At 66.0% G+C, this 19,970-nt stretch carries 15 protein-coding genes; 5 read left to right on the top strand and 10 right to left on the bottom strand.

Going from position 1 to position 19,970, the window contains the following annotated elements; translation table 11 throughout:
* Positions 1-5: 5 nt before the first annotated feature.
* From G6N28_RS25745 to G6N28_RS25725, 5 genes are read right to left on the bottom strand one after another with little or no spacing between them, the layout of a single operon-like run.
* A complete protein-coding gene (locus G6N28_RS25745; protein ID WP_163905332.1) occupies positions 6-1,199 on the bottom strand; it encodes a dihydrolipoamide acetyltransferase family protein in 1,194 nt (397 codons plus the stop codon).
* On the bottom strand, positions 1,199-2,173 hold the full coding sequence (locus G6N28_RS25740) for an alpha-ketoacid dehydrogenase subunit beta (protein ID WP_163905330.1): 975 nt from the start codon (positions 2,171-2,173) through the stop codon (positions 1,199-1,201). Before G6N28_RS25740 ends, G6N28_RS25745 begins: the two co-directional genes overlap by 1 nt.
* Positions 2,170-3,147, bottom strand: a complete 978-nt coding sequence (pdhA, locus tag G6N28_RS25735) for a pyruvate dehydrogenase (acetyl-transferring) E1 component subunit alpha (RefSeq protein ID WP_163905328.1) — start codon at positions 3,145-3,147, stop codon at positions 2,170-2,172. Before pdhA ends, G6N28_RS25740 begins: the two co-directional genes overlap by 4 nt.
* Positions 3,144-4,937: an acetate--CoA ligase gene (acsA, locus tag G6N28_RS25730; protein ID WP_163905326.1), complete on the bottom strand. Its 1,794-nt coding sequence runs from the start codon at positions 4,935-4,937 to the stop codon at positions 3,144-3,146. Before acsA ends, pdhA begins: the two co-directional genes overlap by 4 nt.
* An 8-nt stretch (positions 4,938-4,945) precedes the next feature.
* Positions 4,946-5,173 carry a hypothetical protein gene (locus G6N28_RS25725; RefSeq protein ID WP_308207217.1) on the bottom strand — a complete coding sequence of 76 codons (228 nt, stop codon included), beginning with the start codon at positions 5,171-5,173 and terminating at the stop codon, positions 4,946-4,948.
* 247 nt (positions 5,174-5,420) lie between these two features.
* On the opposite strand from G6N28_RS25725, the gene G6N28_RS25720 reads away from it, so the two are divergent.
* Positions 5,421-6,788 (top strand): wax ester/triacylglycerol synthase domain-containing protein, encoded by a 1,368-nt coding sequence (locus G6N28_RS25720; protein ID WP_163905322.1) that lies wholly within the window; start codon positions 5,421-5,423, stop codon positions 6,786-6,788.
* Between the two features lie 87 nt (positions 6,789-6,875).
* The gene (locus G6N28_RS25715; RefSeq protein WP_163905319.1) at positions 6,876-7,280 is read left to right on the top strand and encodes a nitroreductase/quinone reductase family protein; all 405 of its coding nucleotides are present in this window, start codon (positions 6,876-6,878) and stop codon (positions 7,278-7,280) included.
* Between the two features lie 42 nt (positions 7,281-7,322).
* On the opposite strand, the gene G6N28_RS25710 is transcribed toward G6N28_RS25715, so the two are convergent.
* The 4 genes from G6N28_RS25710 to G6N28_RS25695 all read right to left on the bottom strand — a co-directional run bounded on the left by G6N28_RS25710 (position 7,323) and on the right by G6N28_RS25695 (position 11,495).
* Entirely contained in the window at positions 7,323-7,775 is a 453-nt protein-coding gene (locus G6N28_RS25710; protein ID WP_163905317.1) for a DUF5709 domain-containing protein, read from the bottom strand.
* Between the two features lie 67 nt (positions 7,776-7,842).
* Positions 7,843-8,157: a hypothetical protein gene (locus tag G6N28_RS25705; protein WP_235674696.1), complete on the bottom strand. Its 315-nt coding sequence runs from the start codon at positions 8,155-8,157 to the stop codon at positions 7,843-7,845.
* A 97-nt stretch (positions 8,158-8,254) separates the two neighbouring features.
* Entirely contained in the window at positions 8,255-10,567 is a 2,313-nt protein-coding gene (locus G6N28_RS25700; protein WP_163906623.1) for a heavy metal translocating P-type ATPase, read from the bottom strand.
* Between the two features lie 118 nt (positions 10,568-10,685).
* On the bottom strand, positions 10,686-11,495 hold the full coding sequence (locus tag G6N28_RS25695; RefSeq protein ID WP_163905315.1) for a universal stress protein: 810 nt from the start codon (positions 11,493-11,495) through the stop codon (positions 10,686-10,688).
* A gap of 80 nt (positions 11,496-11,575) precedes the next feature.
* Between G6N28_RS25695 and G6N28_RS25690 the strand changes: the two genes are divergently transcribed.
* A complete protein-coding gene (locus G6N28_RS25690; protein ID WP_235674695.1) occupies positions 11,576-12,199 on the top strand; it encodes a hypothetical protein in 624 nt (207 codons plus the stop codon).
* A 2-nt stretch (positions 12,200-12,201) separates the two neighbouring features.
* A complete protein-coding gene (locus tag G6N28_RS25685) occupies positions 12,202-13,563 on the top strand; it encodes a wax ester/triacylglycerol synthase domain-containing protein (RefSeq protein ID WP_163905312.1) in 1,362 nt (453 codons plus the stop codon).
* Positions 13,564-13,572: 9 nt separating this feature from the next.
* On the opposite strand, the gene ppsA is transcribed toward G6N28_RS25685, so the two are convergent.
* Positions 13,573-15,849, bottom strand: coding sequence for a phosphoenolpyruvate synthase (ppsA, locus tag G6N28_RS25680; protein WP_179962149.1), 2,277 nt, complete (start codon positions 15,847-15,849; stop codon positions 13,573-13,575).
* 156 nt (positions 15,850-16,005) lie between these two features.
* On the opposite strand from ppsA, the gene otsB reads away from it, so the two are divergent.
* A complete protein-coding gene (gene otsB / locus G6N28_RS25675) occupies positions 16,006-19,962 on the top strand; it encodes a trehalose-phosphatase (RefSeq protein WP_163905310.1) in 3,957 nt (1,318 codons plus the stop codon).
* Positions 19,963-19,970 lie beyond the last annotated feature (8 nt).

The following is a 19,970-nucleotide window of genomic DNA, read 5'->3' as shown; positions in this document are numbered from 1 at the left end:
TGGCGTCACTTTTCCAGGGCGTCGGGTTGTTGTAAGAACTCGTTGATCGCTGCGAGGAACAGCGCCCCCCGATGACCGTCGGATGCGCGGTGGTCCGCCGACAACGTCGCATGCACCGTGGTCACGACGTGAATCCCGCCGTCTATCACCCGAACTCGTTGCGCCGGTTTCCCGAAGCCCACCAGCGCGACCTGCGGCGGATAGATCACTCCGAACACCGCATCGACGCCTTGGTCGCCGAGGTTGGTGATGGTGATGGTGGGGTCGGACATCTCGGAGCTGCGCAGTGAACCGGCGCGGGCCCGCGCGACGAGATCCGTCAGATTCTGCATCAGCTCGTCGAGCTTCTTGTCAGGCACGTCGTGGATGGCCGGCGCGACCACGCCGCCGCCGCGAAGCGAGATCGCCACTCCGACATGAACACCCGTGCCCGGCTGGAACCCGTCTGCCTGCCAGAACCCGTTGAACTCGCCGAATCGCTGTGCGGCCAGACCAACGGCTTTCAGCAGCAACACCGCAGGCAACACGCGCTCGGTGATCGCTCGCGACGCGTTGCGTTCGGTCAGCCACGTCAATGCCTTCTGCATCGGGATCTCGTCCGCAAGGTAATAGTGCGGAATCTCGCGCTTTGACCGGCCCATCGCGGCGGCGATGGACCTGCGCATCTGCACCGCTCGATCCGCAGCCGCGGCTTTCGCAGTGGGCTTGGTCGCCGAGGCCGCAGCGTGCTCCACATCGTTGATGGTGACCGCGCCCTGCGGCCCGGTGCCGGTGATGGTATCAACGTCGACGCCCAGCGATGCGGCGATACGCCGGGCGGCCGGGGAGACCCAACGGCGCCGGTGCGTGCCATCCACCGTCCCCGCGGACGGAATCGGACTTGCGGCCCTAGCTGCCGGCTCAACGGCCGCAGGTTTCGTGGTGCGCTTTGATCTCTTCTTCGGGGCGGCGGGCGCACGTTCACCCGTGGTCAGCAGCGTCGCCAGTGGCGTTCCGACTTGGACGGTTTCACCGACGGGGACCAGCAGCTCGTGTACGACACCCTCCTGCCAGCACTCCACTTCAACTGCGGCTTTGGTGGTTTCGACCACCGCCACCACCTGACCGCGTGTCACGCTGTCGCCCGGCTTGATGAGCCATTCGTTCAGCGTCCCCTCGTCCATATCCGATCCGAGGGCCGGCATCCTGAATTCGATCATCAGCGCTCCCCGAACAGATCCTGGATCGTTGCGACGATCGTGTCCCGTTGCGGTAGGGCGGCCTGTTCGAGGTGCCTGGCATACGGCATCGGAACCTCGGCGCTGCACACCCGAGCGATCGGCGCATCGAGCTCGTAGAACGCGTTCTCGACGATGCGCGCACTGATCTCCGCCGCCAGACTGCCGGTGCGCCAGGCCTCATCGACGATGACGGCCCGGTGGGTCTTGCGGATGGAGTCGACGATCGTGGCTGTGTCCAACGGGCGCAATACGCGCAGATCGATCACTTCACATTCGATTCCGTTCAGCGAGAGTTCATTGGCGGCATCGAGCACCTTCGGCAGGTTGCCTCCATAGGTGATCGCCGTGACGTCGGATCCATTGCGACGGATCGCGGCCCGCGAAATATCGGTTGGGGCAAATTTGGTGATGTCGGCAGCCGTGTTGTAGAGCTGGACATGCTCGAAGATCACCACCGGATCAGGATCGGCGAGGGCGGTCGGGAGCATGCCGTAAGCATCTTCCACCGTCGCCGGTGCCACCACCGTGATTCCGGGAATGTGGGCATACCAGCACTCCAGGCTGTGGGAGTGCTGGGCGGCAAGTTGGCGACCGGCGCCGGTCGCCATCCGCACGACGAGCGGTACCGAGAACTGACCGCCCGACATATGGCGAAGAGCCGCAGCGGTATTGACGATCTGATCGAGGGCCAGGAGGCTGAAATTGACCGTCATCACCTCGACGATCGGGCGCAAGCCCCCCAGCGCTGCGCCGATCCCGACGCCGACGAAGCCCAGCTCGGACAGCGGGGTGTCTCGTATCCGTTCAGGCCCGAACTCCTCGAGCAGGCCCTTGGACACCGCGTAGGTGCCGCCATAGCGACCTACGTCCTCACCCATCAGCAGAACCCGCTCATCGTCGTGTAACGCGTCGCGGAGGGCGTCGTGCACTGCGGTTCGGTAGGTGGTCTTCACCTGCCCACCTCCTCCCGAGGTGTCATGACATCACGCTCGAGATCTTCGATGCGTTCCCATGTTCCGGCGTCCGCGTAGGCGACGGCCTCATCGACCTCCCGGTCGGCCTCGGTCTCGATCGCGCTGACGTCGGCGGGGCTGAGGACGCCGTCGCTCAGGCACTGCGCGGTGAACAGCTGAATTGGGTCGCGCTTGCGCCACTGGTCGACCTCGGCTTTGTCGCGATACAGCTCGGGATCGAACATCGAGTGCGCGCGGAACCGGTAGGTGCGGAATTCGATGAAGAACGGTCCTCTGTTGGACCGGACATGAGTTGCGCCCTGCTGAACGGCAGCATGACATGCGAGCACGTCCATCCCGTCCACCGCGAGTGTCGGCACCTTGTACGACGCGGCTTTGGCGGTGAGATCCGTCTGCGATTGCGCTCGTTCCAGCGCGGTGCCCATCGCGTAGAGGTTGTTCTCGCAACAGAACAACACGGGTAACTGCCACAGCGCCGCCATGTTCAACGACTCGTGAAACGCACCTTCGGCCACCGCGCCGTCGCCGAAATAGCATGCAGTGACCCGGATTTGACCCAACATCTTGTCCGCGAGGGCGAGGCCGACCGCCAGCGGCAGTCCGCCGGCGACGATCGCGTTGCCCCCGTAGAACCTGGATGCCGCGTCGAACAGGTGCATCGATCCGCCTCGGCCTCGGGAGCAGCCTTCCTGCTTACCGAACATTTCGGCCATGATCGACTTCATCGATATCCCCCATAGCAACGCGTGCGCATGTTCGCGGTAGGTCGCCACCACCGCGTCGCCGGCGGTCAGCGCCCGTAACGATCCCGCGGCCACCGCTTCCTCGCCGACGTAGAGATGGAGAAAGCCCCGGATCTTGGCTTCTCCGTAGAGCTCGGCGCATTTTTCTTCCATGCGGCGCACCCGCACCATGTCGGACAACAATGCGCGGGAGAGTTCGGCGTCGGTCATGCTGATGTCTCCCTGATCGGGGTATCGGTCTCAACTGTCGATGTATCGCCCTGGGGTAAACCGAGTTCCCGGGCCCTGAGCAGGCGACGCATGATCTTTCCGCTTCGGGTATGCGGCAGCGCATCAGCGAATTCGATTTCTTTCGGCGCGACTGCGGCGCCCAGCCGTTTGCGGGCATGTGCCAAGAGCTCCAACCGCAGGTCGTCGTCGGCGGTGAAGCCGTCCTTCACCGTGACAAACGCTTTCACTATTTCGCCCACGGTGGGATCCGGCTTGCCGATCACTGCGGCCTCGGCCACGGCGGGGTGGTCCGTGAGTGCGCTTTCCACCTCGAACGGGCCGATCAGATGGCCGGCGGACTTGATCACGTCGTCGGCACGACCGACAAACCAGAAGTAGCCGTCGGCGTCGCGTTTGACGAGATCGCCCGTCAGATAAAGGCCGTCGGCGAAGCACTTCTGGTAGCGATCCTCCTGGTGCAGATAGCCGCGAAACATGGAGGGCCACCCCGGTTTGAGCGCCAGTTCGCCTTCGACATCGGGTTCCTCGATCACAGTGAGCCGGCCGTTTTCGGCATGTCGCACCACGTATGCGTCAACGCCGGGTAGCGGGCGTCCCATCGAGCCGGGCTTGATGTCGAACGCCGGGGTGTTGGCGATCATGATTCCGCCCGTCTCCGTCTGCCACCAATTGTCGTGAATTGGCAATCCCAGCACTTTCTTTCCCCACCAGACCGCTTCGGGGTTGAGTGGTTCGCCGACGCTGGCGATGAACCTCAGCGCAGGGAACTCGTAGCGTTGGGCGAGTTCCGCACCGGCCTTGATCAGCATCCGGATTGCGGTGGGTGCGGTGTACCACACCGTGACACTCTCGTCAGCCAGAATGCGGTACCAGCGCTCCGCGTCGAACTCGGCTTCGTCGACCACGGCGGTGACCCCGTGCAGGAGCGGAGCGATCACGCCATACGAAGTTCCGGTCACCCAACCCGGGTCCGCCGTGCACCAGTAGACGTCGTCTGCGTGGAGGTCCAGCGCGTAAAGGCCCGTGATGTAGTGCATCGAAAGGGCGCCGTGCACGTGGATCGCACCTTTCGGGGTGCCGGTGGTCCCGCTGGTGAAGTGAAGCAGAGCCGGGTCGGTGGCGGTCGTCGGTTCGATCGGAGCATCGTCGTCGACGCCGGCCATCAACTGCCGGTAGTTCACTGTGCCTGCCGCGTCGCCTGGGGCAGCGTCCTGGTCGACGAGGATGACATGCCGCACCGACGGCAGCTGATCGCGGATCTTCGCGATCTTGCGCTGATAGATCGCCGCGGTCGTCACCAATGCGACGGGCTCGGCGATGTTGACCCGAGTGGCAATCGGTTCCGGGCCGAACGCCGCGAACAGCGGGGACACCACGGTCCCGTTGCGCAGTGCGCCCATCATGGTGATGTAGAGCTCCGGAGCCCGACCCATGATCGTGAAGATGCGGTCGCCCTTGCCGATACCCAATGACCGCAGCACGTTGGTGAACCGGCTGGCGCACTGTGCCAGCTCTCGGTAGCTCATGTCGTGAGCGTTGAGTTCGGCGGTTGTGCTCCCATCCCCGATGAAGCGCAGCGCTACCCGGTCGGCCGCAGGCCCGGACGCTTGCCGGTCGAGGCACGCGTAGCCGATGTTGCAGCCGCCCGGTCCCATGCCTTCGCAGAGGTTCGGCACGTCGGACCACTTGAAGTTCGCGCGGGTACGTGCGTAGTCGCTCAGGTGGGGTGGGACGCGGAGGTCGGCTGTTGTCTTGCGGATGACCTGCATGGTGAGTCCTAGGTGGGTTCCGAACGAAGCAGCCCTTGGCGCAGCGCAGGACCGAGGTTCGACATGACCAGTTCCATCAATGCGTTGCATGCGCCTCCATCGTCGGCAAGCGTGGTCAACCCGTGGCGCACGAGGAACGCGTTGAGGCGCCGGTCGATGGGCCAATCGCGGTAGGCCGGGCCCGTGAACTCGGATCCGAGAAAGGCCCACGCGATCGCGTCCAGGTCCCCGTCCATCATGTCGACCTTGCTTTCACCGTCGCATCCCTTCGACCTGCGTGGTGAAGTCATCGTCTCGACGGCCGGGCGGGCCGCAATAGGGAACAAGGTCCTCACGGCGCTGGTCGATCGTCACTCGCCGGCCGCATCGGGCCGCGGCGTCGCTGTCTCGAGACCGCCCTTACATCGAGGACTTTCGGCCCTCCCTTGGTCTTCCGATCCGGCGAACAATCTGGTTAGATACATGTAACTGGAGGTTACGGATATGAGGGCTATCACGGGGTTGGATGCGAAGTTCCTCCAGGTGGAGGAGACCGACCCGCACGCGAATTTCGCTGTCGGTGCGCTGGCCGTGATGGAGGGCCCGCTTCCCGATCGTGGTTCGCTGCTGGCGGCGCTGGCCCAGCGATTGGGTTCCGATCGCCGACTCAGACAGGTGGTGCGTAGACACCCCTTCGACGTCGCGGGGCGGCGAGTGGTCGTCGTGGACGAGGACATCAGCGAGCATGTCCACCACATCGCGGTTCCGCGTCCCGGGGACGATCAGGCGTTGTTCGGGCTGGTTTCCGATGTGATGAGCTGGCGCCTCCATCACGACTATCCGTTGTGGGAATGCTGGGTTGTGGAAGGCGTGTCGGAGAACCGCTGGGCGATCCTGCTCAAGACCCACTCCAGCATTGTCGACGGGCCCGAGGTGATGCGGATGCTCATTCGGTCGTCCGACAACGATGAGGCGGATACCGAGATGCGGCGCGGCGCCGAGCTCTCCACCCGCATGTTCAATCCGCTGAAATGGGTTGGCGGAGTGTGGCGGTCATCCGCGGACTTGACGGTGGCGGCCGTACGTGCCATCGCGGATACCGTTGACCTGGCGAGAGTTCTCGCACACCCCACCGGGTGCCCGCTCACCGGAGACGTCACGAGCCTGCGCCGGTACGCGTCCGTGGAATTGAGCCTCAAGGACGTCTCAAAGGTGTGTGGCGCCTTCGATGTCACGATCAACGACATCGCACTTGCCGCGATAAGTGGAAGCTACCGCGGCTTACTGATGCGTCACGGTCAGCGGCTCCACTGCGATTCGTTGCGTGCCCTGGTGCCGACACCGGCTCGATCTCTCGCTGCCGTCGCCCTACCTGTCGATGAGTCCGATCCCGTTCGACAACTACGAAAAGCGCATACCCGGTTGACCCGTACCGATGGGCTCGGCGGTTGGGTGCCCGCTCATCCGTCGGCATCGCCGGTGGTACAAGGGAGTCACGCGTTACCCTGGCTGCCGCAGCGAGGCGTCGTAGCGCTGACGATGAGCGAGGTTGGTCCGCGCAGCAGACTACGGTTCATCGGGCGAGAAATGGTGCGACTGCTGCCGATTCCGGCTGTCGGACTCGGCGCGCGAGCCGGGCTCGCGATGGTGAGCTATGCCGGAAAGCTAGAGGTTGGCATCACCTCGGATGATGAAGCCCTGCCCGATGTCGGTGAATTGGCCGACAACATCGAGCAGACGGTTGCTCGACTCGGCATCATCAGCGCCTCCGCACGCCGGTCCAATGACAAGAGCATGCTCTATTTGGTGCCGGAAGAGCCGGTACCCGCCCAGCAGCGGGGACGCAAGCGTCAACTCATCACCAATTCGTGAGACCTGCAACTATATTGACTTAGGTCATCAGCACGACGGGACGATCGACCCTGGCTGGTTACGCTCGCTTCCGGGCAGTATCTGGGCATGGCAGAGAGTACGATGACACGGGTCAGAAACATGGTACGTACCTTCAACAAATACGTGCTCAACCCGATGATGTTGCGTGTGGCCGGCCGCAAACACTGGTATGCCGGAGTCATTCGACACACCGGGCGTCGTTCCGGAAAGCGCTATGCCACACCGGTGGTCGCCGATCGGGTGGCCGATGGCTTCATCGTTCCGCTGCCGTACGGCACCGGGGTCGACTGGCTTCGCAACGTGATGGCTGCCGCTGGGGCGACGATCACCGTGGGCGGGGAAACCTTCGATGTCGTCGAGCCCACGATCATCGACGCGGCCACGGCCGCACCGCAACTCTCGCAGCGTCGGCGAGCGGCCTGGGAGCGATTCGGTATCGACACTTTCCTCAAGGTCAAGATCGCATCGTGACCAGGTTCGCTCCCACGCCCGCTCGGAAGTGCGGCTGCAGGATCAGCGATCGTCATCCTCGATGATGTGCACGGCGGCTTCTTCGGCTGAGGCGGCGCCACCACTGATACCGACGTCGTCCGCGATCAGCTCGGCCTCTTCGTCTTCGCCAAAACCCATGTCAGGAGCGATCAATCGGCCTGCCCGCGCGTAGCCGACCTCAGCGTGCTCGGGGAATTCCGCGTCGCGTTCGGCATAGTCGGAGCGCTCCGATTCCGACTCGTCGAGGACGTTGTCGAGTCGCGCCGTCGGGTCCGGTTCTTCGGCGGCGAGAATCCAGTCGGCGCCCCGCGACGATCCGAAGGCGCCTCGCCACGGTTGTTCGGGCGGGGAATAGCCCTCATCGAGGAGATCGTCGGCGCCGCGCTCGATCAGGGTGTCTTCCGCCGACAGCTGGTCTTCGTCGTCGCCGCTGTACTGCTCCGCCGCCGGGCCCGTTCCAGATGAGGTGATCATGCCCTGATTCTGCGCTTCGGCGCGACGGTGCGGTAGGGCCGAATGACCTTGAAATATGAGGTGTTTATCAAGGATTCGGGGTCATCCTCGGCGGCGCCGTCGGGGGCGGCGACTGGCCGGTGGGAGCCATCTGGCAGTGCTGCGGACCCATACCGGGCCCCATCATGCCCGGTCCCATCATCCCGGGGCCGGACATGTGGTTCCAATGTTGGTTGCCGCTCAGACCGTCGGTGCTGCGGCCGAGGTAAAAACCGGAAAAGAACACCACGGCAACAATGAAGACCGCTGCTGCGGCGATGCCGGTCCATACCAGGACATGGTTCAACGCACGGTGTTCGGTGACAGCGGAGCGGTCGGTCGCTGGATCTTGTGGAGCTGTCATCTGTCGAGGGTGCTCTCCCTGCTCGTGAATGAGTAGGGCCATTGGTCCACCACTGCGGGGCGGACACCGCTGCGCGCGTGTCAGCCCTCCGAAGGTGTCAACGGCCGTGTGGGCGAAACCCTTTGCCCTGGCGGGACACCGCGTCGGTGGCCGGCTCGTCCTCCACGAGGGTGAAGTAGTTCTCCTCCTCTTGCCGAAAGTGCAGCCGCAATATCGCGTGCAGGCCGTAGAGACATGCGAGGAGATCATCACGTTGGTCGGCCTGTACGCCGTTGCTCGCCCGGGCGAGTTCGACGTGAGCTCCGATTCGATCGGACAGTCGGCGGATTTCGGCATGCATCCTGCTCATGGTTGCCGTGGCTTCGCCGCTGCCGAGCGGACGAGCCAACGCGGGGTAGAGCCCCGACTCCTCGGCCTGTTCGTGCGGCAGAATCCGGCTCTCGAGAAAGGTGTGGGCACGGACTACCGCGTCCAGTACGGGCGGGTCGGTCCCCATGACCAATTGGTCGGCCGCCTCGCGTAGCAGGTCGAGGCTCTCGCGAAGTTCGTCGTGCTCGGCCGCGAACTGCCGCAGCATCTTTTCGGTGCCTGCGGGCAGTTCGATTTCGGTGTCGGGGTTGCCGCGCAACGCGCGCAGGGCGTTGAGGATGACGGCCACGTCGATACCTTCTTGAAGCAGGGCGCCGGCTGCGGGCGGCAACCAGCCGAGGGCGGCAATCGACATGGCCGCCAGCGACATCGCCATGCCGACGATCGCACTCTGGACCGCGATGCGCCGCGACCACCTGGCGATGTCCATGGCGTCGGCGAGGCGATCGAGCCGGTCCGCGGTCAAGACCATGTCGGCGGCCTCCGAGGACGCCGTCGCACCGCGCGCCCCCATCGCGACGCCGACCGTGGCCGCCGCGAGTGCCGGGGCATCGTTGATGCCGTCGCCCACCATCACGGTGACCGCACGTTGTTTCTCGTCTCGCACCGCAGCCACCTTGTCGGCAGGGCTCTGCTGGGCATATACGTCGTCCAATCCGAGCACCGTGGCGACCTCGCGCGCGGGTTCGGCGCGGTCGCCGGTCAGCATCACCAGTCGGCCGAGCCCGGCCGACCGAAGTCGGCGCATGGTGCGAGGGGCGTCTCGGCGCAGCGGGTCACGAAGCAGGACTGCGCCGGCCGGGGCATCGTCGATGCGCACCCACGCGATAGCCGCCGAGTCCAGGCGCGCCCGGTTCTCCGCCGCGCGCGCCCAGTTCACCTCGTCGATCGGAGCCCCCAGTTTGCCGACCTCGACGCGGTGCCCTTCGACGACGCCGGTGACGCCCCGGCCTGCCTCCTCCGCCACGTCGGTGGGCAGCACGAGTTGTAGGCCGCGGGTCAGGGCTTCGGTGACGATCGCCTCTGCCAGCACGTGTGGTGAGACCTGGTCGATCGACGCCGCGAGCCTAAGGGTGTCGCCGGCATCATGGCCCGGTGCGGTCAGCACCCCCACGACGACCGGCTGACCCATCGTCAAGGTGCCGGTTTTGTCCATCACCAGAGTCTTCGCGCTGCCCAGCGCCTCCAGTGCACCGCCGCTGCGGACCACCACACCGTGCCGGGACGCCCGCGACAGACCCGAGACGATCGCCACCGGTGCGGCCAGCAACAGCGGGCACGGCGTCGCCACCACCAGGACAGCGACCGCCCGCACCGCCGAGCCCGTCGCGAGCCAGGCGCCGCCGGCGACGACAAGCGTCAAGGGCAGGAACCAGGCCGCGTACCGATCGGCCAGCCGCACGATCGGTGCGGTCTCCGCGCGCGCCTCCTCGGCGAGCCGCACGATCCCTGCGTAGGTGCTGTCCTCGGCGGTGGCGGTGGCCCGAACCTCGAACGGGCCGCCCGCGTTGACCACGCCGCTGCGCACCGGTTCACCGAAGCGACGTTCCACCTGCATGGGTTCGCCGGTGAGCACGGATTCGTCCAACACCGCCAGTGCGTCGGCGATACGCCCGTCCACCGGCACGGTCTCACCCGGGCCGACGAGCAGGCGGTCATCGACTGCGACGTCCCCGATCGGTATGACCTGAACCTCCGTTCCGAGGCGCCGGCGTGCGAATCGGGGGGCGCGTTCGAGCAGCGATCGCAAGTCGCGAGAGGCGCGACGCGCCGCAGCCCCTTCGAGGGCGCGTCCGCCGGCGAGCATCACCGCGATCAGCGCACCGGCCAGATACTCCCCAACGACCAGGGTGCCGGCCAGCGACAACACGGCGATGACATCGACGCCGAGACGTCCACGCCGCAACGCCGAGACCACCCACAGAATCGCGGGCACCACCGCTACCGCCGTGCCGACGATCCAGCTCACGTCGGCTGCATCGCGCAGCCCGATCAGCCAGAGGACGCCACCGACCGTCAACGCGCCAGAGGTGATCATCATCAGCGCCGGCTCACGTAGCGTTCGCCACCGCGTGGTGACCGGAATGTCCTGCTCCACGGTGGCCACGATGTCAGCTCTCAGCTCGCGGCGGTCGGCATCAGCACAAGACGCCGATAGTTCAGTCCGTTCCGGACGCTCGGCTGCGCACGATGATCACCGAGGATCCGGCGTGATGAACGATGCCGCGGTAGTAGGAACCGGCGATCCGCTCGGCCTCGCCGGCCTCGGCGGCGCCGATGACCGCGAGCTGCACCCGCTCGCGGTGTTTCCTCAGAAAGTCGGCGACGTCCGCCTCGCCGGCGACGGGGTATACGTGTACATCCGGAAAGCGCTGTTTCCACATCTCGACCTTGCGCTGCAGCTTCTCGCGATCGCGCGAATCACCCAAGGCGAGCACGGGTGCATGCCGCAGCTGAGCCTCCGACATCGCATGCTCGACGACGGCGTCATTGTCGGGCGCATCCGTGACCGCGACGAGGATCCAGTTGATGTCCTCCGGCTGCCCCTCATCGGGCGGACGGATGATCGCGACGGTGCACTGCGCGTTCTCGGCGACGTAGGCTGCCGTCGACCCCAATATCGACCGCGCGTAGCGCCCGATTCCGACCGAGCCGACGCACACCATGACGGCATCCCAGGAAGCCGCTACCAGCGCGGTTCCGGGCAGTCCGGCGACAACGTCGGTCTCGATCTTGACCTGCTTGCCGGTGGCTTCAATCGCGTTCTGCGCCAAGCGAAGCGATGCCCTGGCGCGCCGGACGTCCTCGTAGTACTCCTCTGTGGAGGGGTACTTGGGCTTGGTCACGCACACCAGGCGCAGCGGTACGTTGCGGTGTAGGGCTTCGTCTGCTGCCCACAGGGCGGCGTGGATCGCTTCCTGTGAGCCATCGATCCCGGCGACCACTGCCGGGGAGGAATTCCTGCTCATTGGTCCACTCCAGTCACTTCCGTGGCCCTCGACATTATTGGCCCGACGAAGCCTCCCGATGGAGTCCAAGGTCCCTGCCTGTGTTGCTGAAGGTCCTCGCGCGGATCGACGCCGAGCCGGGCCGGTGGGTCGACATGCTGACGACGTACGCCCCTGGAAGCCAGGACTTTAGTCCCTACGCCAGGGATTTGATCAGTGGTCAGATACCCCTATGGCTAAAGGGAGGTAACGCAATGAGCACTCCACAGCAGTCCGAGGTCGCAACAACACGGATGTTCTCCCGCGTGCTCGGACCCTACCTGGCGATTCTCGCCGTCGTAGCCTTGGTGCGGGCATCCGAAATGCCGACACTCCTGTCTGAGTTCAAACCAAATACAGTGTGGCCGTGGGTAACCGGTGCGTTCGTTCTGGTGACCGGCCTCATTGTGATCGCCCGGCACCCGTACTGGCGAGGCGTCCCCGCGGCCATCGTGTCAGCCGTCGGTTGGCTGGTTGCCCTCAAGGGGGCGTTTCTGCTGACGATCCCTGGGGTCTACCTTTCTGCGGCTGACTCGTTGGTGGATGCCCGCGGCTGGTTGATGGCGATCTATGTGGCCGTGGCGGCCGTCGGGCTGTACCTGACGTACGTGGGGTGGGCGCCCGAGCGCCACCGGTCAACCGCAGCCTCGGACGGGTCCTCGGCGGATCTGCCTAGGGCAGCTTGACAGTGGCCGAGGTCCTCAGCAACAGCGACGCCTTCATGTGGCGGAACGAACGCGATCCGCGGCTGCGGTCAACGATCGTCACGCTGATTCTGCTCGACCGGTGTCCGGACTGGCATCAGCTGGTCGACCGGTTCGAGCGGCTGAGCCGGACCGTGCCCAGATTTCGGCAGCGGGTGATACCGTCGACGCCTTTCGTCCCGCCACGTTGGGATTACGTCTCCGACTTCGATCTCGGCTTCCACCTGCGCCGCGTCACCGCTCCGGAGCCCGGGAGCATCGACGCCCTGCTGGAACTGGCCCGGGTGGCGGCGATGGCCGACTTCGATCGGGCCCGTCCGCTGTGGGAGGCCACGTTGGTCGACGGCTTGTCCGACGGCGGCGCCGCGGTCCTGGTCAAGTTCAACCACGCGCTCACCGATGGTGTCGGCGCAGTCGAGATGGCCAGAATCCTTTACGACCCCACCGAGTTCGCCGATCGTGCTGCACATGAACCGAAGCCGCCCGAGCCGACCGGGCAGAGTCGACTGGGTGCACTCCGTGACGTCGTCGAGTACCAGACCGGCCTCATCGGTGCGGCGATGGCGACCCCACTCAAGGCGGCGCCGGCCGTGCTGCGTGCCATGCGCCGGCCCCTCGACGCGGTCGCGGGCGGCTGGTCAACGGCGACGTCCATCCTGCGCACCGCCCGGCCCGTCAGCAAACCCAGGTCGCCGATCATGGTTGACCGCAGCCTCATCCGTCACGTCTACGTCCACGAACTACCGAAATCTGCGCTGCGCCGGGCCGGTCATCTCGCCGGCGGTTCGTTGAACGACGCGTTCGTCGCCGCGGTCGCCGGCGGGCTCCGCGCCTACCACGTGAAGCACAACGCACCCGTCGACGAGCTGATGTTGTCGATGCCGATCAACCTCCGCACCGAAGCGGACCCGATGGGCGGAAACCGGGCGACATTGATTCGGTTCGACATCCCAGTCGGCATCGCCGATCCCGTCGAACGCATCCGCGTCGTGCGTGATCGCACCGACAAGGCGCGCAACGAAAAATCGCTCGCCCATACCGAGTTGATCGCAGGCGCACTCAACTTGATGCCGCGGTCGTACGTCGGTTCGGCCATGCGCAACGTCGACCTCATCGCCAGCAACGTCCCCGGTTTTCCCGAGCCCGTGGCCTTCGCGGGCGCGCCAGTGCGGATGCAGTACGCGTTCTCCCCGACACTTGGCGCGGCGCTGAACGTCACGCTGCTCTCACACGTCGACACCTGCGCCCTCGGAATCAACGCCGACGGCGCCGCGGTGCCCGATCACGACGTGCTCTTCGACTGCCTCACCGCGGGATTCGACGAAGTGCTCGCTCTCGCGCGCTGACCGCGCTACTCATGCGCGTTGGTCGCGGGCCGCCTCCAAGACGACTCGGCGCTCGGCAGCGGCGATCACCCGCCTTGCCGCATCGACTGCGTCGGGATTGACCGACACCGAGGTGATACCCATACGCACGAGGTGTTCGGCGAAGGCCGGCTTCGTCGACGGCGCCTGACCGCACAGGGACGATGTGATGCCGAACTTGCGCGCGGTGCTGATGATCTGGCCGATCGCGTCGAGTACGGCGGGGTCGGATTCGTCGAACAGCTCGGCGCAGATGTCGGAGTCGCGGTCCACACCGAGCACCAACTGGGTCAGATCGTTGCTGCCGATCGACACCCCGTCGACACCCATGCCGATGTATTCCGGAAGCCAGTGCACCACCGACGGCACCTCGGCCATGACCCAGCGGTGTAGACCGCGCTGACGGCCCAACGGGCTCGCGTCGATGAGCGACAGGCACTCCTCGAGCTCCCAGCGGGTGCGCACGAACGGGATCATCACGTGGACGTTGGGGGACTGCTCCCGAACCCGGGCCAGCGCCTCCAGTTCCAACGCGAACAGATCGGGTTCCTTGATGTAGCGGTAGCAGCCCCGGTACCCGATCATCGGGTTGTGCTCGACGGGCTCGTACGACTCGCCACCACTGAGACCGCGGAACTCGTTACTGCGGAAATCGGTGGTGCGGTAGATGACCGGGCGGGGAGCGAACGCCGCCCCGATGCGACCGACCGACGCGACCATCGCGTCGACCATGCTGGCCTGCTCGCCGTGGGCGATGAGGTCACGCGGATGCCGACCCGACAGCGCCTCGGTCAACATGAACTCCGCCCGCAGCAGCCCGACACCGTCAACGTGTTGTGCCGCAACGGATTCAGCAGAGTCGGGCATCGCAAGGTTCACATAGATCTTCGTGGCAGTCACCTCGACCGCCGGCGCGGAGGCGGCCGGCCGGTCCACGACGGTGGGCGCGGCGGGCTGAATGCGGCCCGACAACACACGACCTTGATTTCCATCGACGGTGACGACAGTGCCCTCGTGCAGGTCACGAGTGGCCGTCCGGGTCCCGACCACACACGGGACCCCCAGTTCGCGCGCGACAATCGCGGCGTGACAGGTCATCCCGCCGGTGTCGGTGACCAGCGCGGCGGCCCGGCGAATGGTGGGTAGCCAGTCCGGATTGGTCATCTGAGCGACGAGGATCTCACCGTCCTCCAGCCGGTGCCCCTCGTCGGGGGTCTCAAGCACGCGGACGGCACCCGATGCCATTCCCGGCGCCGCGGCCAGACCGCGAGCGAGCACGGCCGGTTGCTCGGACGTCGCCGCCGGGTGGTCCAGCGTCGTGATCGGCCGCGCCTGCACCAGGTACGCCTGACCGCCTTCGATCGCCCACTCGGTGTCCTGCGGGCAGCCGTTGTGCCGCTCGATCGCGATCGCCAGCTCGGCGACGCGCCGCAGCTCGGCGTCATCGAGCACCCGGGCCGCTGCCTCTTCTTCGCTCAGTTGCACTTTGGTGTCTCGACCGTCGGGCCCGCGGACGATCTTGAACGTCTTGTGGCCCAGCCGCACATCGAGGACGCGCAGCGTCTCCTTGGCGACCACGTAGGTGTCGGGCTCCACCGACCCGGACACCACGACCTCGCCGAGCCCGAAGGCGCCTTCGATGACGAGCCGATCCTGTGCGCCCGTACTGGGGTCGGCGGTGAAGGCCACGCCGGCCTTGTCGGAGTTGATCATCTTCTGAACCACCACCGCCATCGCCGGGTCGGCGGTGATTCCACGGCTGGCCCGGTATGTGATGACCCGCGGGGAGAACAAGGACATCCAGCACTTCTGGACGGCGTCGATCAGCCCAGCCTCACCCCGGACGTTGGTGATGGTCCGGTTCATACCGGCGAACGACGCGTCGCGGCTGTCCTCCCCGGTCGCCGAGGACCGCACCGCCACCAGGGTGTCGGCGCCGAGCTCGCGGTACTTGGCCAGAAGCGCGTCGCCTACGCCCTCGGCAACACCGGCCTTCTGGACCAGCGCCTGCAGACGCTCACACAGCTCCGCCAGACGAGCGGTGTCGGTATAGGCGGCCAACGCCTCCCGGTGCAGGGCGCTGAGCTCGGCGTCGACGCCACCCGCCCGCATCGAATCGAGGTAGCTGGCCCGCATGATCACGAACCCGGGCGGAACGGGCAGGTTGGCCGCGACCAGTTCGCCCATATTGGCCCCTTTGCCGCCCGCATCCTCGGCGTCGGCGATCCTGAGTGTGGAGATATCACGGACGTAGGTGGTGTTCGCCATGACCTCTATCGTGTTCGCAAACGCTACGTCGGTAAAGCGTCCGAGGACCACTGGCCGGAGGACATTGGTCACCTGGGCGGTGGTCCAAGGACCCTTGCCGGTCGCTCGGACTGTTCCGCAACCTCGTCGCAGGGACACCGAGAGGACGGCACCTGGATGAACATGCCGGTGATCATCGACCCGCGTCGGCACGACGCGGTCATCTTCGATCTCGACAGTGTGGTCACCGACGCCGCGTCGACGCATGCCGCGGCATGGAAGACCGTGCTGGACGACTTTCTGGCCCGGCGACCGGCAAGCGATTACGAGGACCACTCGCCGTTCACCGACGACGAGTACCGCCGCCTCATCGACGGTAAGCCACGTCTTGAGGGCGTCACCGATTTTCTGGCGTCACGCGGCATCTCGCTGCCCGAAGGCAGCCGCTCCGACGCGGACGGCGACACGGTGTGGGGACTCGTGCACCGCAAAGAGCGAACCCTGCCCGGCCAGCTCGACGCCGGTGTGCGCGTGTTCGATTCGACGATCAGGCTAGTGCGACAACTGTCGGCGGCCGGGGTCAAGACCGCGATCTGTTCGTCCAGCCGCAACTGCGAAGAAGTCCTCGCGTCGGCCGGACTGAGCGACCTGTTCACCGTCCGCGTCGACGGCGTGCTCGCCGACGAGCTCGGGCTTGCGGGCAAGCCCGACCCCGCCATGCTCCTGGAGGCAACGCGGCGGGTCGGCGCCGAGGCCGCGCGCACCGTTGTTGTCGATCACGCCGAGGCCGGAGTGCGGGCGGCCCGAGCGGGCGGATTCGACCTGGTCGTCGCCGTTGACAGGGACGGGGACGCCGACGGGCTGCTGGGATTGGAAGCGGACGCCGTGGTCGCCGACCTGGCGGAAGTCGAGGTGCGCGACGGGGACACGCGCATCTCGAGGCTGCCCATCGCATTGGATTCCTACGGCCAGCTGATCGGTGTCCTGAGCGGCCGGCGGCCGATCGTCTGCCTCGACTTCGACGGCACGTTGTCCGACATCGTCACCGATCCCGACACCGCAACCCTGGTCGACGGAGCGGCCGAGGCGCTGGTGAAGTTGGCTGCGCACTGCCCGGTCGCCATCGTGACCGATCGCGACCTGGACGACATCCGCGAACGAGTCGACATCCCCGGAGTCTGGTACGCGGGCAGCCTGGGCTTCGAGTTGGCCGGCCCCGATGGCAACCGGTACCAGAACGACGCGGCGGCCGCGGCCATGCCTGTGTTGGCGAAGGTCGCCGCCGAACTGCGCGCGGAATTCAACGGCAACCCCGGCGTGCGCGTCGAGCACAAGCGCTTCTCGGTCGCGGTGCACCACCACGACGTGGCACCGGAGCAAGTGACCGGCGTCGTCGCAGCGACCCGTCGATGCGCCCGCCAGCATGGCCTTCGGGTGGCCCACGGCCCCGAGATCGCGGAGTTGCGGCCAAACATCGACTGGGACAAGGGCGCAGCGATCGCCTGGATCTGCGAGCGGATCAACCAACCCGGTCGGGTGGTGCCGATCTATCTTGGCGACGACCCCACCGACGAGGACGCATTCGACGCGCTGCGATTCGACGGCATCGGGATCGTGGTGCGACACGAGGGGGACGGCGACCGCCCGTCCGCCGCCCAGTTCAGGCTCGACGGCGCCGCAGAGGTGCGCCGCTTCCTGCAGCACGGCGGGAACTGGCTGGCTTACGCACAGCGCAGCTTCGACGAAGCCTGGACGTACACGTTCGACAGCTACGAACCCCATGCCGAAAAGCTTCGGGAGGCCTTGTGCACGGTCGGCAACGGCTATTTCGCCACCCGCGGTGCCGCCCCGGAGTCGAAAGCCGGGCAGGTGCACTACCCGGCCACCTACGCCGCAGGCGTGTACAACCGTCTCGATGATCTCGTCGGTGGCACCAGAATCGACAACGAGAGCCTCGTGAACCTGCCCAACTGGCTGCCGCTGACGTTCCGCATCGACGACGGCGACTGGTTCGACATCGACAGCGTCGACCTGCTGTCGTATCGCCAAACGCTCAACCTGCGCGAAGCGGTGCTGACCCGTGAGGTGCGCTTCCGCGACGACGCCGGCCGGACCACGCGGCTGACCCAGCATCGGTTCGTGGCCATGCACGCCGCCCACGTCGCCGCGTTGCAGAGCGTCATCGTCGCCGAGGATTGGTCGGGGACGATACAGCTTCGGTCGACGATCGACGGGAACGTCCGCAACGCGGGGGTGGAGCGATATCGCGGGCTGGCCAGCACGCATCTCACCGCGCCGAGCAAGCGTGGCCTGTCGGAGGATTCGGTGCTGATGCGCGTCGAGACGACCCAGTCGCACGTCGCGGTGGCATTGACCGCCAGGACCACGGTTTGGCACGGCGAGAGGCGGGCCCCCGCGACGTACCGGCTCGTCGACGAGGGGCTCGAGATCGGGCACGAGATCTTTACCGACCTCAAACCGGGCCAGGAGCTGACGGTGGAGAAGATCGTCAGCCTGGTGACCGGACGCGACACCGCCACGGCGGAGCCGGCCACCGGGGCCGAACGGAGGCTGGAACGCCAGGAGCGGTTCGCGACGATACGAGATGCGCACGTGCTCGCGTGGGCCCACGTGTGGGAGCGCCTCTCGATCGAATTCGAGGATCACCTCGACGAGTTACGCATCCTGCGACTGCATCTGCTGCACCTGCTGCAGACCGTCTCGCCTCACAGCGAGGACCTCGACGTCGGCGTACCGGCGCGCGGACTGCACGGTGAGGCCTACCGCGGCCATGTGTTCTGGGACGAGCTGTTCATCTTCCCGGTGCTCAACCTGCGGTATCCGACGATCACCCGAGCGTTGCTCCACTACCGCCATCGTCGGCTGCAGGAAGCCCGCCGCGCCGCCAGGCTGGCCGGTTACGCCGGTGCGATGTTCCCGTGGCAATCCGGCGGCGACGGTCGCGAGGAAAGCCAGGCCATGCATCTGAACCCCCGGTCGGGGCGGTGGAATCCGGATGCCAGCCACCGCGCGCACCACATCGGTATCGCGATCGCATACAACGTGTGGCAGTACTACCAGGTCACCGGTGACCTGGCCTGCCTGATCGACCACGGCAGCGAGTTGCTGGTGGAGATAGCCCGATTCTGGGTCAGCAGAACGACATACGACGAGAAGCGCGACCGCTTCGGCATCTTCGGCATCATCGGACCCGACGAGTTCCACTCCGGTTATCCGGACCGTCCGTATGACGGCATCGACAACAACGCGTACACGAACGTGATGGCCGTGTGGGTCATCCTGCGGGCCATCGAGGCGCTCGAGCATCTGCCACTGCCGAACCGGTTGGACCTGCGCGAAAAGCTCGCGCTGACCACCGAGGAACTGAAGCGCTGGGAGCATGTCAGCCGACGGATGTTCGTTCCGTTTCACGACGGCATCATCAGCCAGTTCGAGGGGTACGAGGAACTGGACGAACTGGACTGGGACCTGTACCGCAAGCGGTACGGCGACATTCGACGGCTGGACCGGATCCTGGAGGCCGAGGAGGACGACGTCAACCGCTACAAGGCGTCCAAGCAGGCTGACGCGTTGATGCTGCTGTATCTCTTGTCCTCTGACGAACTGCGTCAGTTGCTGACCCGGCTCGGCTACCGCTTGAACCCGCAACAGATCCCGAAGATGGTCGACTACTACCTCAGCCGTACGTCGCACGGCTCGACCCTCAGCGCCCTCGTCCACACCTGGGTGTTGGCTCGGGCGAATCGCGACCACGCGATGGAGTTCTTCGAGCAGGTGCTCAAGTCCGATGTCGCCGACATTCAGGGCGGCACCACTTCCGAGGGAATCCATCTGGCCGCCATGGCAGGCAGCGTCGACCTCGTGCAGCGGTGTTTCACCGGGCTGGAGACCCGCAACGACCGCCTGGTCCTCGCGCCCAATTGGCCGGAGTCCCTTGGCGCACTAGGCTTTCCGCTCCACTACCGCGGCCACCACCTCTACGTACGTGTCAGCGGCAAGGGCGCGGAGGTCAGCGTCGGCCCGCGAGACGTGCCGCCGGTGATGATCGAATGCCGCGGCCGGGTCGAACACCTGGCCCCTGGCAGCACCATCCGGTTTCCCAGCCGCTCTTAGCGCTCAAG

The organism is Mycolicibacterium pulveris (genome assembly GCF_010725725.1).
Lineage (GTDB): Bacteria > Actinomycetota > Actinomycetes > Mycobacteriales > Mycobacteriaceae > Mycobacterium > Mycobacterium pulveris.
The sequence above is the reverse complement of the archived record's forward strand: the minus strand, read 5'-3'. Positions and strand labels throughout refer to the sequence as shown.